General features: G+C 33.7%; 7 protein-coding genes, 2 pseudogenes and 1 CRISPR repeat array. Of the genes and pseudogenes, 7 read left to right on the top strand and 2 right to left on the bottom strand.

What is annotated here, in order from left to right; genetic code table 11:
• The first annotated feature begins 68 nt into the window (after nt 1-68).
• Both G6O70_RS11730 and G6O70_RS11725 read left to right on the top strand, forming a co-directional pair.
• Nucleotides 69-293 (top strand): hypothetical protein, encoded by a 225-nt coding sequence (locus G6O70_RS11730; RefSeq protein WP_057869838.1) that lies wholly within the window; start codon nt 69-71, stop codon nt 291-293.
• Nucleotides 257-2,149: a methyl-accepting chemotaxis protein gene (locus G6O70_RS11725; protein ID WP_309137227.1), complete on the top strand. Its 1,893-nt coding sequence runs from the start codon at nt 257-259 to the stop codon at nt 2,147-2,149. Before G6O70_RS11730 ends, G6O70_RS11725 begins: the two co-directional genes overlap by 37 nt.
• A 123-nt stretch (nt 2,150-2,272) precedes the next feature.
• Here G6O70_RS11725 and G6O70_RS11720 read toward each other — a convergent pair whose 3' ends face one another.
• Nucleotides 2,273-5,053, bottom strand: coding sequence for a cation-translocating P-type ATPase (locus G6O70_RS11720; RefSeq protein ID WP_057869836.1), 2,781 nt, complete (start codon nt 5,051-5,053; stop codon nt 2,273-2,275).
• 299 nt (nt 5,054-5,352) lie between these two features.
• Here G6O70_RS11720 and cas9 point away from each other — a divergent pair, with 299 nt between their 5' ends.
• The 4 genes from cas9 to csn2-St all read left to right on the top strand — a co-directional run bounded on the left by cas9 (nt 5,353) and on the right by csn2-St (nt 11,322).
• On the top strand, nt 5,353-8,865 hold the full coding sequence (gene cas9, locus G6O70_RS11715; RefSeq protein ID WP_057869835.1) for a type II CRISPR RNA-guided endonuclease Cas9: 3,513 nt from the start codon (nt 5,353-5,355) through the stop codon (nt 8,863-8,865).
• A gap of 231 nt (nt 8,866-9,096) precedes the next feature.
• Entirely contained in the window at nt 9,097-9,984 is an 888-nt protein-coding gene (gene cas1, locus G6O70_RS11710; protein WP_233419159.1) for a type II CRISPR-associated endonuclease Cas1, read from the top strand.
• Nucleotides 9,974-10,294 (top strand): CRISPR-associated endonuclease Cas2, encoded by a 321-nt coding sequence (gene cas2 / locus G6O70_RS11705; RefSeq protein WP_223389409.1) that lies wholly within the window; start codon nt 9,974-9,976, stop codon nt 10,292-10,294. Before cas1 ends, cas2 begins: the two co-directional genes overlap by 11 nt.
• Nucleotides 10,291-11,322, top strand: coding sequence for a CRISPR-associated protein Csn2-St (gene csn2-St / locus G6O70_RS11700; RefSeq protein ID WP_057869833.1), 1,032 nt, complete (start codon nt 10,291-10,293; stop codon nt 11,320-11,322). The genes cas2 and csn2-St overlap by 4 nt, the downstream gene beginning before the upstream one ends.
• A 70-nt stretch (nt 11,323-11,392) precedes the next feature.
• Nucleotides 11,393-13,148: direct repeats of the CRISPR family, unit length 36 nt; unit sequence GTTTTTGTACTCTCAACATTTTCCTATCAGTAAAAC.
• 32 nt (nt 13,149-13,180) lie between these two features.
• On the opposite strand, the pseudogene G6O70_RS11695 reads toward csn2-St, so the two are convergent.
• Nucleotides 13,181-13,888: pseudogene (locus tag G6O70_RS11695) on the bottom strand (IS3-like element IS1163 family transposase); the annotation flags it as partial.
• A 152-nt stretch (nt 13,889-14,040) separates the two neighbouring features.
• Between G6O70_RS11695 and G6O70_RS11690 the strand changes: the two are divergent.
• A pseudogene (locus G6O70_RS11690) lies at nt 14,041-15,591 on the top strand (IS1182 family transposase); the annotation flags it as partial.
• Nucleotides 15,592-15,663: the final 72 nt, after the last annotated feature.

Here is a 15,663-nt window from a genome sequence, read left to right as displayed (position 1 = left end):
AAAAATTTAATGAAATTTCCGATATATGATAGTGTTCCTTATAACATTATATGGTGGGAGAGTCTTTTATGATAAGAAAGATTAGTACAAAGCACAGTATCGGACGATATGTAAGGTATATTTTAATTTTTACAACTTTAATGGCTTTGATAGTGGTACTAACAGGGTCATATTTTACTAGCCGCAAATTATTGACCAATCGAAATTTGTTAAGTCAGCAAGGAGCTGCAGTTAATTTGATGGCTGAAGAAAAAAAATTCATACATCAACTATTAATATCTTACAGAAATTAGCTAATGAAGATGTTTTTAGTGGCAAGAAATATCAACTTAATCAAATAAAACAAGTATTAAGAATAGTCAAAGAAAGCAATTCAAATATTAAAGGAATTGGATTTAGAACAAGTGATGGTCAGATGGTTGCATCTGGTAAAATTTCAGGAAGTACAGGGTCAGCGAAGAGTTCTTGGTATAAGAATGCTACACTTTCTAAAGGTGCAGTGACGTGGACTGCACCTTATAAGGATAAAAAGTCAAAACAAATGATTAGAACTGCTTCATTGCAAGTTAAAAATATGAACGGTCAGGTGGGAGTTTTAGCTATCAATCTCTCGTACCATAATATTGAAGAAGCAATCGCTGCATTAAAAATTGGTCGAACAGGTAGTGTGACATTAATAGATGATGAAGGAACTGTTATTGCCTCAAAAGGGAAATCTAAGAAATATACTTTTAAAAGTGGACAAAGTATTAAGCAAAAAGAAATTTTCAAAGAAATTAAGCAAGCAGTGGGCAATCGAGGAGTAATACAGCTAAATACAGAAAGCAATATAAAAGTTTATTTTAATAAGGGGCAAACAGGTGATCACACTGTCTGGTCTTTTGCGGCAGTTGATCAGAGTGACTTAAATACAGAATTGAACGGACTAATTTTAAATTTTCTAGTGTTTGCTATTATTATAATTTTAGCTACGCTGCTATTTAGTTTCTATGTAAGTAAGATATTAAAGGCAATGGCACAGGTATTCATTAGTGAGTTTAAAAATGCTGGGCAAAGTAAATTTACTAGAATTAAAGCTAGTAATAACAAAAACGTGTTTAATTTGTTAATCAAACCAGAGAAGTTAGGTTATAAAATGGCTGAACCAAATAAAAATGGACAAGAGCTCAATCAAATTGCATATTATTTTAATGAAATGGTTGATTCAATAGGTAAAGCAATTGGAAATGTGCAAGAAGAAAGTAGGACAGTTGCAAATAAATCAAATTCGTTGTTAGATCTCTCAATGCAAACAAATAAAGCAACGGAAGAAGTGACACAAGCAATTACTGGAATCGCACAGGTTACAACCTCTCAAGCACAAGAAACTTCTGAAAGTGTTGCACATCTAAAAAGATTATCAGGCATTATTAGTGTAATGCACCAGAACGTGAAGCGAATGAATGAAAGTTCAAATAATGCAGCTACACTAAATAAGCATAATTTAAAACTTACGGATCAAGTCTCAACTAATTGGGCTCAGGAATTGAACAAAATGGAAGAGTTAGAAAAAAGCACTAGTAATTTAAATGCACGAGTGCAAAACATTAACAAAATTGTTTCAACCATTGATGGAATTTCACGACAAACAAATCTATTAGCTCTAAATGCTTCAATTGAGGCTGCGGGAGCCGGTGAAGCAGGAAAAGGGTTTGCGGTTGTCGCTACTGAAATTCGAAAATTATCAAATCAAAGTAAGGATTCAACGAAAGGAATTAGTGTAATACTGGAGAAAATAAAAGCAGATTCTGAAGAGATGGTCCAGAAAATGGGTGATTCAATTACTGGTGGAAGACAACAAACTAAATTAATTGACCAAGCAATCGATTCTTCAAAAAATGTTTTTGCAGTGAATCAAAAGTTGATTCAAGACATTCAAGAAATAGAAAAAGCAAGTAATGAAATTCAGAAAGCACATGAACAGATTGATGGCAATTTAGAAAATATTTCGGCTTCAACTGAGGAGAACTCAGCCGGAACAGAAGAAGTCTCAGCTAACTCAGAAGAAGTTCTTGCAACAATGGAGAACTTCACTGAGCACGTAGCCGAATTACAAAAAACGGCAGATAATTTGAAGCAGATTGTAATAGCTTTCAAATTTGAAAAGTAATTAAGGATTTATATCCGAATGATAGTAAACAATAAAAAACATGGTTTCCTCTTGAAGAGACCATGTTTTTTATTATTTGCAATAAAGCACCATGTGCTGTCAATAAAAAAGCGAAGATTAAAATCAGTTGTGACTCTTAGTTCTTCGAACAAAAAATTTTCGCAATTCTTCAAGTAAAAATAATGGAATTGGAATGCAGAATAAGAAGAACCATTCAACAAGATTCAAGGGTTGGGTATTAAAAATTTCTTGTAGAAATGGGGTGTATATCAACACTGCGAATAATGCAAGCTCTGCGATAATTCCCAACCAGATTCGTCGATTACTGAAAAGTCCAATTGAAAAAACAGAAGAAATTTGTGTACGACAGTTCATTGCAGCTGCAATTTGACAGAAAATAATGGCACCTAATGTCATTGTAGTTGCTTTAGCGTATCCTGCCCCAGAAGCCATGAGGGCAACGGATGGCCATCCATGAATATAATTGACAAAGAAATAAGCACAGATTGAAATAATAGAAGCAACCAAGCCATATAATACAAAGGCTTTTATGATAATCGATTTATTAAGTAAATGACTATCTCGTGGGCGAGGCGGAAGATCCATGACTCCTGGTTCACTTTTTTCAACACCAAGTCCTAGTGCAGGTAAAAGATCAGTTCCTAAGTCAACCGTTAAGATTTGCATGACAGTTAGGGGGAGAGGTACCAAACCCTTAGTTAACAGAAATACAATAGATGGTGCAGCTTCAGGTACATTACTGTTAAGAATATACAATAAGAATTTTTGCAGGTTTTTGTAGACTGTTCGACCTTCTTCAATCGCGCTTACAATTGAAGCGAAGTTGTCATCGGTTAAAATCATATCAGCTGCATCTTTTGCAACATCTGTCCCTGTTACACCCATTGCAATTCCAATATCAGCCCTTTTCAAAGCTGGGGCATCGTTAACACCGTCACCTGTTGAAGCAACAATTTCTCCGTTTTTTTGACACATCGATACAATTCTGAATTTATGTTCAGGTGCAACTCTGGCAAAAATAACTTCATCTTTAACGGCCCTTTGAAGATCGTCATCAGACAATTGATCTAACTCACTTCCCGTAATAATTCGGGCTTTATCTGATGTAATACCAATTTTTGTTGCAATACTTTTAGCTGTAATTGGACTATCACCTGTTACCATAATAATTTTAATACTAGCATGGTGGCATTTCTTTACAGCATCAAAGATTTCTGGACGAGGTGGATCAGACATTGTTACTAAGCCAACGAAAACCATATGACGTTCCGCATTTTCAATAGTATAGCTATCAATTTTTTGATCCATAAGCGGATCTTGATCAACAACTTTGCGAAAAGAAAACGCAAGTGATCTTAAGCCTTCACGAGCATATTTTTCGTTGATTGCTAGTATCTTTTTTCGATCTGCTTCAGTAAGTGCTCTAATTTGCCCAGCATCAAGAATTTGGTCGCAAATCTGAAGCTCACTGCTTAATGCACCTTTGGTATATATTATTGGAGTTCCTGTCTGTGTTTTTGAAATTATTGACATTAATTTTCGATTTGAATCAAAGGGTAATTCTTTCAAACGTGGAAATTTTTGATTTTCATGCTGGCTATCAATTCCAGCCTTTCTAGTTAAAATTATTAAGGCAGCTTCAGTCGGGGTTCCTAAAATCTTAGATTTCTCGTTTTCTTTTCCTTCTGTGACTTCTGTATCATTATCGAGCGTTGCAATTTGAAGAAGTTCTCTTAAGTCAGCTTCTTCCTCAAGAATAATATTTCCGCTTGCTGATGACACGGAGCCGTTTGTAAAATAGCCAGTTCCACTTACATCATATTGTTTGGAAATCAACCAAATATGGTTAACCGTCATTTGGTTTTGAGTGAGTGTACCAGTTTTATCTGAACAAATAACAGTTGTTTCACCAAGTGTTTCAACGCTATTTAAGTTTTTTAACAACGCATGATGCTTTGCCATTCGTTGTGTTCCTTGAGCAAGTGAGAGTGTAACGGTTGGTAGCAGACCTTCTGGGATAAAGGCTACAATCATCCCAAGTGCAAAAATAAAGGAAGATGCGATTGGAGAATGAACAAAAAAAATTGCCAATAAAAAGAAAACGGTACCAATTGAAATCGCAATTAAAGTTAATTGTCTGGTCAACTGATTTAGTTCTCGTTGCAGTGGGTAGATGACCTTTTTCTGATTTTGAGTGAGTTGGGCAATTCTTCCAAATTCAGTTGTCATTCCTGTTGCAAAAACAATCCCACTGGCAGTGCCACTGGTCACAGTTGTACCCGCGAAAACAATATTATTTTGAGCAAATTTTCCGTCACCCTGTTGGTACTGGTTTCCTTTATCGACTGGTAATGACTCCCCTGTCAGTGAAGATTCATCCACCTGCAAGTTTGAGCAATTAAATATTCTGGCATCTGCAGGAATAGCATCACCAGCTTGCAGTGTAAATAAATCTCCCGGAACTAATTCTTCTTCTCGAATTTGTTTGATTTTCCCATTTCGAGTGACTTTAACATAGGAAGGAAGCATTTTTTTTAAGGAATCAGTCGCTTTTTGAGCCGCATGTTGTTGCCAATAGGAGAAGCAACCATTAATAACGTTAACTGTCCATATGGCAATTCCCAGTTCAAGCATCCCAGAAAAAGTTGCAATAATACCAGATACCCAAAGAAGAATAGCCATCATTGATGTAAAATTCTCAATAAAAACAAATAATTCTGAACGCTTCTTGACTGTTTGGATAGTATTTTCACCATATTTTTTAAGACGATTATCAGCATCTGTTTGTGTTAATCCTTGAGATGTTGTTTGATAATCGGACATCAAAGAAGCTAGGCTTTTCTGGGCAATCTCACTTAATTTAGTAGATTCATTATTTTTCATAATTAATTCACCCCATAGTCATTTATGTAATTTATTGAACTTATAAACAAGTTAAGTATAGCTCTTTTTTAGGATTATATGTATGTAAAATAAAATGCTAAAAATGTAAAAATTGGATATGCTGATTTATTTTAAGTTTTCTTTAATAACTCTGCTCTTAAGTCAATATTTGGCACAAGTTTATTAAGAATAATAAAAAATAATAATTGAGAAAATTCACTTTTAATTGTTTAAATTAATGATCGTTATATCAATAAAATATGATAAAATATATTAAAAATGTCGTGGAGGGGTAAGCTATGTCAAAGTATAATGTAGGATTGGATATAGGTATTGCATCTGTTGGGTGGTCAATTGTTGATGCTGACAAAAAGAAAATTATTGATTTAGGTAGTCGTATATTTTCATCAGGAAATGCAGCGGCTAATCAAGAGCGACGTGGTTTTAGGGGAACAAGACGGTTGATTAGAAGGCGAAAAAATAGATTAACAGATGTAATAAATTTTTTTGGAGAAAAAAAGTTTATAGATACTAAAGTTGTAGATAAAAATGGACATGTACATTATAAATTTTCAGTAAATAATACAGAAAGTCCCTATGAATTACGTGTTAAAGGGTTATCTGAAATATTAACAAAGCAAGAACTTGTTATTGCACTTTACCATATTGTCAAACATCGAGGGATCTCTTATGATTTAGGCGATTTGGAAGATGATGGAACAAGTGGAGTGACCGATTATAAGACCTCAATTAATATTAATCGACAATTGTTAAATGAAAAAACAGTTGGCCAAATACAACTAGAAAGGCTAAATGAGTTTGGTAAAGTCCGAGGACAGGTAGAAGAAAATGAAAATGTAACATTGCTCAATGTTTTTCCTTCAGCGGCATATGTCAAAGAAGCTACACAAATTTTAACGAAGCAAAGAGAATTTTATCCAGAAATTACGGATGACTTTATTGCAAAGTTCATGCTGTTTATTACTCGTAAGCGTGATTACTTTGTTGGACCTGGAAATGAAAAGTCCCGTACAGATTATGGAATTTATAAAAAGGATGGCCGAACACTAGACAATCTTTTTGATGAGCTCATAGGAATAGATAAGATAAATGGAGAGAAAAGGGCGTCAGCATCAAGTTTGACAGCGCAGATATATAATATGTTAAACGACCTGAATAATTTAACAGTACCGAATACTGAAGATGGAAGGTTAACAATTCAAACCAAAAAAGAAATTCTTGAAGCAGCTAAAACTACGAATGGTTTGTTTGGAATAGCTCAAATTTGCAAAATTATAGGTTGTAAAAAGGATGATATTAAAGGTTTTCGAATTGATAAGTCTGAAAAGAAAATTATGCATACTCTTTCTGGTTATCGAAAATTTCGTAAAGAACTTGCTGATGTTAATATAGAAGCAAATGATTTGAATATTAATTTAGTTAACAAAATTGCTGATATCCTGACACTTAATACAGAAAAAGCTGAAATTCGCAAACAATTAGACAAAAGTAATATGGATATCTCCAATGAAATGAAAGAGATTGTTATTAATAAAAATAAGGAGTTTTTAGTAGATGGTCGAGCAACATGGCATAGTTTCTCCTATAAAACACTTAATTTACTTATACCGGAATTATTAAATACACCTGAAGAACAAATGACTATTTTGACACGCTTAGGTCTTGTAAAACCTAACAATAAAAAATATGAAGGCCTGAAGAATATTCCTGCACGGAGAATTACAGAAGAAATATACAATCCGGTAGTTGCTAGAGCTACTCGTGAAGCTGTTAATGTTTTTAATGCAATTACCAAGAAAGTAGGACGTGACAATATTAAGGATGTTATTATTGAATTACCACGTGAAGATAACGAAGTAGACATCAAAAAGGGCATTGTCAAAAGACAGAAACAAAATGAAGTAGAAAAAGAGACGGCTGATGCATTAGTTAAGCAACATATGACAATATCAGATAGTGCATTAATTGCACAGTATCGTAAAATTAGAGGACTATCGCAAAAAGTACGGTATTGGTATCAACAGGATACGATTTGCCCTTATTGCGGTAAGAAAATTGAGGCTGTTCAATTAATCAATAATAATGATAGTTTTGAAGTTGATCATATTGTACCAATCTCAGTTAGTTTTGATGACTCTCAAAATAATAAAGTCCTGGTACATAGTCAGTGTAATCAAGCAAAAGAAAAACAAACACCACTTGGTTGGTTAAATAATGGTGGTGGGTTTGGTCAAAGTAAAGCTGACTATATTGCTAGAGTGAAGTCAAATAAAAATTATGCAAAAAATAAGATTGATAATTTGTTGAATGAGACAGATCTTAATGACATTGCTACACAGCGGGGCTTTATTCAACGTAATCTTAATGATACGCGTTATGCCTCACGTATTGTACTCAATGAATTTTACTCTTTTTTTCGATCTAATAACTTGAGTACAAAGGTTAAAGTGGTTCGTGGAAAATGGACATCACAGATGCGCAAGAAGTGGAATGGAGTAGGTGGACTATCTAAAACGCGTGATACATACCATCATCATGCAATCGATGCTTGCATTATTGCATGTTTCCCATTATTAAAGGCATTTGATAAGGCTATAAAGTTAATTGATGTTGACGGAGAAACTGGGGAAATACTACAAGATAAAAAAGCAATAAAATTGGCACAGGAAGCAGAGATAGTAGAAAAAATATCTGTTATTAAAAATAAAAAGTTCGAGAATATGGTTAATGAGATTTATAATTTTCCGCTTTTTAAACAGGTGGAATTAGCAAATGATATCACCAATTTGGAAAATCCTGTAAAGTTCAGTCATCATGTTGATAAGAAAGCTAATCGTGCAGTTGCAAATCAGACAATTTATGGAACACGTATTAAAGAAAAAGAAGTAACTAAGCGTGGAAAAAAGGAAAAAATACAAGAAAGATATACGTTAGGTACAATTAAAAATATCTATGATATTGATGGCTTTATGAATTTTAAAAAATTGTACGATAAAATAAGTAAAAATGATGATGTGAAGTTTTTAATGCAGAAAAATGATCCGAAAACATGGGAAAAATTGATTGATATATTTAATTCTTATCCTGATTCAGAAGAAGTTACTCAAGTGGATGGAAAAGTTAAAAGAGTTGCAGTTTCTCCATTTAAACTTTACTATCGTGAGAATGGTTTTATCACTAAGTATTCTAAACATAATGATGGGCCCAAGGTGGTAAGTATAAAGTATTATGATTCAAAGGTGGGGAGTCACATTGATATTACACCCAAAGATGCGAGAAATAAGGTTATTTTACAGAGCTTGAAGCCATGGAGAACAGATGTCTATTTTAATTCAATAACTCAACAATATGAGTTACTTGGGTTAAAATATTCGGATTTAAAATTCACAAATGGTGTTTACGGGATAACTAGAGATGCATATGAGAAATTAAAACATGGTGTAAGCGAAGATGGTGTAACAGCATGGAAGCCTATTAGTAAAAATAGTGAATTTAGATTTAGCTTGTATCGAAATGATCGAGTAAGGGTCATTGATGAAAAGGGTGACTCAATCGAATTATTATTTGCTTCTAGAACAACAAGTAACGAGGGCTATGTTGAACTGAAACCAATTTATAAAGCTAAATTTGATAGTAAAGAAGAAGTTGGTTTTTACGGACTTGTTTCAAACGGACGACTCATTAAGAAAATGAGCAAGGGAGGGTATAAACTTTATAAAGTAAATACAGATATTCTTGGGAAACCATATTATGTTACAAGAGAATCAGATGAGCCAAAGTTAAGTTTGTAGAAAAAAATATTTTTTAACGATTGTAAAAATTTATTTATTATGTTAAAATGAACTAGTAGTCGACGGGCTACTGTACTCGACGGAGTGCATATTCAATTGTTTTGTTGATAGGAAAATGATTGAGAATCTACAAAGATAAGGCTTTATGCCGAAATTACTGCCTTTTTGGCAGTTTTTTTTTACTTAAATTATAAGAACAAGAAAGGAGTTAAAATGACTTGGAGAAATATAATGGTAAAGGATGGAGATTATCTTCGTCTAAAATTAGATAATTTACAGATTGAAAAAGCTGGACAGAAATACATTGTGCCACTCTCTGATATTGCTACCATTACATTAGAGGGAAAAATTTTGACCTTAACAACTAGGCTATTGTCAAAGCTTGCGCAGTATAATATAGCTGTAATTGTTTGTGATAATAAGTATGTTCCTTGCGGAATCTACATGGGTTTTGGACAATATCATAGGACTGCAAAAAGAAATTTAGAACAAGTAGCATGGAGTAGTGAACTACGAAAAGAAGTATGGACAAAAATAATTCAACAAAAACTGATTAATCAAAAAGCTGTTCTAAATGCATATAAGGTTGATACAGGCAGAGTTGATAAGATGCAGGAGTTAATTGAGAATATTCAGTTTGCAGATATAACTAACCGTGAGGGGCATGCGGCTAAGGTTTATTTTAATAGCTTATACGGTAAAGATTTTACACGTGAAAGAGAATGCTTGGAAAATGGAGCAATGAATTATGGCTATACAATAATTAGAGCTTATATGGCAAGACTAGTGACAAGTTTAGGATTGATCCCAACTTTGGGTGTTTTTCATCGCAATGAGTTTAATTCTTTTAATTTAGTAGATGATCTGATGGAGCCATTTCGTCCTTTAATGGATTGGTATATTTTAGACAAAATCTTACCTAGCTATCCCAAATATCTTAGTTGGGAAATACGATGTGAGCTAATTAATTTTTTGAATCAACCGTATATTCATAAGGGGCGAAAAACAACGATCGATTTAGTTATGTTGGAATATATTAATTCATTTATTAAGATGATGCAAGGAAAGAAGAAAGAGTTATTAGTAATAACATTGGAGGAAATGAGAGGTGTACAATAGATTGCGATTAATTTGTTTTTTTGATTTGCCAATGGTATCAAAGACAGAGTTGAGGCGTTATCGAGTGTTTCGTAAGCGGTTAATTGAACTCGGATTTGTGATGATTCAAGAATCGGTTTATGTACGCACTTTACCTAATAGAAGTCAACTTAAAAAATATGAAGATCAATTAAAGAAGGTAACTCCATATAATGGACTAGTCGAATTAATGTATGTTTCTGAGAAACAATTTAATGATCGCTGCTTTTTGACAGGAGAAAAAGCCCCCCAGGAAGTAGCTGTTGGTAATAATAAAATGGTAATCATATGAAAATAGAAATTGAAGATAATAAATTTATAGAATTTGATGAGTCAAATATATTGTTTTTTTATGGTCAAAATCAGAAGATATCTCGGGAATTTGTTAGAAGTCTGAAACGGTTTGCAAATAAGAAATCCCTGACAAATTTGGAAGAATTGGTCTATGGTGAAAATGGAATTGAAATTTATCGAAATGATCAACCTCTGAAGGCAGGTTCTATTAATATTCATTTTTTACAGGACAGTTTTTCACTTTTTGAAGAAGTAAGCTTTGAGAAAAACAGCTTAATGGCAGAGTATTTGGCGACTCTAGCTGAAAGTATTGATATAAATATTGAACTTCAGAAAATTGAGAACCATTTATTGAAAATTGAGTCCATATTTAATCAACATCTCAAAAAAGTATCGAATAACATCTCTTCAAATCTATCTAGTTTAACGTATACAGAGTTATTGAAGAATAACATATTTTTATCTTATACCTCTGGAAGTCATGACTTTCCGTTAGAAATGATGGATGCCAATGAGTTTGTAGATGAGTATTTAGGTTTATTAGAGAAAAGTTTAGAAAACAGGCCTAAGGAAACTTGGATTTCATTAGTTAATTTAGCAAGTTTCTTAACAGCTGAAAAGATTCAGGTGTTGATAGATGGACTAGTCCAGTTGGCAGAAAAAACAGGGCTAGTTCATATCTTTGTAATTAGTCAGATACCATTGGGGATAAATTATCGGCCAAACGATATTCCAAATACGATTATTTTGGCAGATGAATTGTGCCAGATGCCTGATTTTGATAGCTTTAGAAATAGTATTGAAAATCATTATCCAGGAGATTTGAATATAACTGATGATCAGCTTTGTCAAAATTTTTATGAAATAGTCGCAGACATTGGTGATAATAATATTCTTACTGGAAAATCTTATCCAGATATTGTATTGTTAAAAGTGTTAGATGAAATTTTAGGATTCAAGGTACCTAATTTTACTTACAACCTCAAAGAGCTTACAAATACAGAACGTGCCTTTCTTGATTCTTGAAGATTGACGAATTTTTAGGAATAGAAGACGTAATTTTACCGGCCAAAAAAATAATAATTTTTAATTTGAGGTTTTTGTACTCTCAACATTTTCCTATCAGTAAAACAATCTCTTTACTATTGTTGTTTGTTTTTTCGTTTTTGTACTCTCAACATTTTCCTATCAGTAAAACAACTTATCCCGATATAGAACTACTGCATACGTTTTTGTACTCTCAACATTTTCCTATCAGTAAAACTTCAGGTAAAGATTTCCATGTGTGAGCATTGTTTTTGTACTCTCAACATTTTCCTATCAGTAAAACTTGTGGCAAACATTCCTGCTCTGTTGACTGGGTTTTTGTACTCTCAACATTTTCCTATCAGTAAAACTAATTTCATCCTTTACATGACTAATGCCATGTTTTTGTACTCTCAACATTTTCCTATCAGTAAAACAAAGTCAGCTGATTAACATTCACATCTGTTGTTTTTGTACTCTCAACATTTTCCTATCAGTAAAACGGCGCTATGATTATTACACCACCGACTGTCGTTTTTGTACTCTCAACATTTTCCTATCAGTAAAACATAGTTAAAAAGCTTAAATCTCCATGCTCAGTTTTTGTACTCTCAACATTTTCCTATCAGTAAAACCAAAATCTTTATATAGCTCGTTCTGCTTTGGTTTTTGTACTCTCAACATTTTCCTATCAGTAAAACAAAAGATTGGTATCCCCACTTATCATAATCGTTTTTGTACTCTCAACATTTTCCTATCAGTAAAACTTACCTTTTAATTCAATATATCCTGTACTTTGTTTTTGTACTCTCAACATTTTCCTATCAGTAAAACAGACTCAGACTCAGACTCAGATACAGAATCGTTTTTGTACTCTCAACATTTTCCTATCAGTAAAACATTCTCACTAGAAAGTGAGGTGATAAATATGTTTTTGTACTCTCAACATTTTCCTATCAGTAAAACGCGTTAGTATCACTAGCAATCAGCTCCTTGGTTTTTGTACTCTCAACATTTTCCTATCAGTAAAACGTTTCTCATCAAATACGAGTTCGATACCCTGTTTTTGTACTCTCAACATTTTCCTATCAGTAAAACCTAACCCAGCCGATAATGCAACAGTCACATGTTTTTGTACTCTCAACATTTTCCTATCAGTAAAACTCACTGGTATTCAAAATGTTATTAACTCAATGTTTTTGTACTCTCAACATTTTCCTATCAGTAAAACAGCAACTAGTGATGGTTATGCGGTGAATATGTTTTTGTACTCTCAACATTTTCCTATCAGTAAAACACAACACTAAATCTCCATAAACCTGTGGTTGTTTTTGTACTCTCAACATTTTCCTATCAGTAAAACTGTATCCAAAACGGATACGCAGGTTAGGTTGTTTTTGTACTCTCAACATTTTCCTATCAGTAAAACAAAGAGAAACTGATTTTTTCGCACCGGTATGTTTTTGTACTCTCAACATTTTCCTATCAGTAAAACTTTTTCATTAACATAAGAATACACATAATAGTTTTTGTACTCTCAACATTTTCCTATCAGTAAAACATGTATACTTATTATATTGAGTATGCTATAGTTTTTGTACTCTCAACATTTTCCTATCAGTAAAACTTTTGATGCTAGTCAACTAGTTGCGCAGGCGTTTTTGTACTCTCAACATTTTCCTATCAGTAAAACTGTTATATCCTAATCAGAAACTAAAGGTTAGGTTTTTGTACTCTCAACATTTTCCTATCAGTAAAACACAATTTTAGTGTGCATAGAGTGCACATGAGTTTTTGTACTCTCAACATTTTCCTATCAGTAAAACTGCTCCTATGTCAATAAATGGCACATCTTTTTCTAAACACTCGTTCTAATTCTGTCGGAATTAAACCAACTGATGTAATTTGAGGTTCGGATTACCAAGTCCTCAAAATTGGAAAAAGTTGTTTGAAAGGCAAACTCTCTCTTCAACAATGAGTGAAAAGCTTCAATTGGCCCATTATCATAAGGATAACCTTGTTTTGAGTATGAGTGGCTAATCTGATGCCGTTCAAGTAAAGTTTCAACTTCGTTGCTGGTGTACTGTGAACCCATGTCAGAGTGAAAATATTGTGGCTTTTGATGACATTCAAGCGCCTGATTAATCGTTTCTACAACTAACGGCGCCTCCATCTGACGACCAATCTTGAAAGCAAGAACTTGATGAACCTTTGGTTCGTAAATAGAACTGAGATAAACCCAGGTTCCTGGACGTAATTCCAAATAAGTAATGTCAGCACGCCATATCCTTGCATTGGGCTGGTGCTTGATTAAATTGGGGCGTTGTGAATGATCCACATGAGTGCCAGGTTTTTTAAATCGCCGATTCATTAAAGAGTGAATCTCCATTTCCCTCATTAATCGTAAAATTCGTTTTGACCCAACACGGATGCCTGACTTGCGAAGCACCATCGTTATTCGTGGATAACCATAGGCACGATAATTATTTTCCCAAATCAATTTAATTTTTTCTTTGAGCTGATTATCAACACGTTCGTGTTGACTAGGTTGATATCTTTTCCAATGGGGCTGTGCCATAAGTCCTAAGTAAAAGAGCTACATTAGAAAAAATAATAATTTTTCTAGTGTAGCTCTTTTGGTATAATTAAAAATAAAAAAGCACTGGTTGCAGCCAGCACCTTCAAAAACAATACCCTTACATAGAAAGGATATCCAATATGTATAATAATTATAACATAAATCAGACTGTACTTAGTATCAAAACTGACTGGGAACCAAAAGAAAATCATCCTGCACGGATGATTAATCAAATAGTTGAAGACCTTAAAATTAAAGATCCCTACATCTTTGGACGTCCGCGTAAGTATGATCTGCGTGTACTTTTAAAATTAATTTTGTTTGCGTACACAAAAGGTATCTTCAGTAGTCGTCGTATTAATACCTTGGCAGAAGAGAACTTGGCAGCCCGCTGGCTGACGCAAGAACAAGTTCCAGCCTACCGAACAATTTGTCGTTTTAGAATTTCAGATGAAGTTGAGAACTTGATCAATCAATGCATTCAAAAACTAACCAAATATCTAAAGCAAAATAACTTTATTGATGAGGTTACTTTTATTGATGGAACTAAAATTTTGGCTGATGCCAATAAGTATAGTTTTGTTTGGCGTAAGAATACTGTTCGTTTTGACAAGCTTAATCGCTCTGCGATTATATCCCTTCTGAAAGAATTAAATGAAGCTAAGTTTAAATGCCAGCTCCCAGTAGAGACAGATCTTACTTTAGAAATGCTTGATGAAATTATCTTGCGGTTAGAGAATAACTTGAAAGATCTGAATAAAAAGATTGAAAAGGAGCACACCTCTCCAAACCCAGACAAGTCCAGACGTCGAAAACTGAAATCGTTAAAACGAAAACTTAAGTTACGCCAAACTAAGTTATTGGAATATAAAATACAAACTGGAATTTATGGTAAACGAAATAGTTATTCGAAAACAGACCATGATGCGACTTTTATGCGTGTTAAAGAAGATTCAATGCTCAACGGACAGCTAAAACCGGCTTATAATCTACAAATCGCCACGAGTAAACAATTTGTAACTGCCTTTGGCATTTTTCAAAATCCAGGAGATACCAAAACATTAATTCCCTTTTTACAGCAGCAACAAGCAGCTGGAACTTTAGGTAAGTATATTGTGGCCGATGCAGGATACGGTTCAGAATCAAATTATCGATACTTTGAAGATGAATTACCCGAACATACAGCGTTGATTCCGTATGGGGCAATGTTGAAAGAAAATAGTCGCAAATGGCAAAGCGATGACCGTAAGGTCATGAATTGGACATATCACCCTAAAGATGATTATTTTATTGATCCGCAAGGAGTTAGATTTAGTTTTTATACTTACCGTAAGCGCAAAGACAAGTACGGGTTTGTACGTGAATTTAAAGAGTATAAGGCAAACAAATATGATAATGATTTTCAAATTGACCACCGAGCGTTCACTAAAAGCGGAAAACCTCGTAAAATAAGTATTAATGGCGCGTGGGAATATTTCAAAGCTAAGGAACGCAAGTTACTTTCAAATCACCAAACTGGTTCAATTTACGGACGACGTAAAATAGATGTCGAATCAGTTTTTGGTGGATTGAAGGCTTGTTTGGGTTTTAAAAGATTTTCTGTTAGAGGTCTTGAGAAGGTAAAAAGAGAAGCTGGAATTGCCTTGATGGCAATGAATATTAGAAAATTGGTAGCGAAGAACACCAATTTTAACTGTTTTATAAACCCAAAGAAGAGATTAGTGAAAATCAAGGAACGATTTTCACTAATCTCTTCTATTTTG

This window comes from Liquorilactobacillus hordei DSM 19519 (genome assembly GCF_019443985.1).
GTDB classification, from domain to species: domain Bacteria; phylum Bacillota; class Bacilli; order Lactobacillales; family Lactobacillaceae; genus Liquorilactobacillus; species Liquorilactobacillus hordei.
Note: the sequence above shows the minus strand (reverse complement) of the source record. Positions and strands in the feature narration are given on the sequence as shown.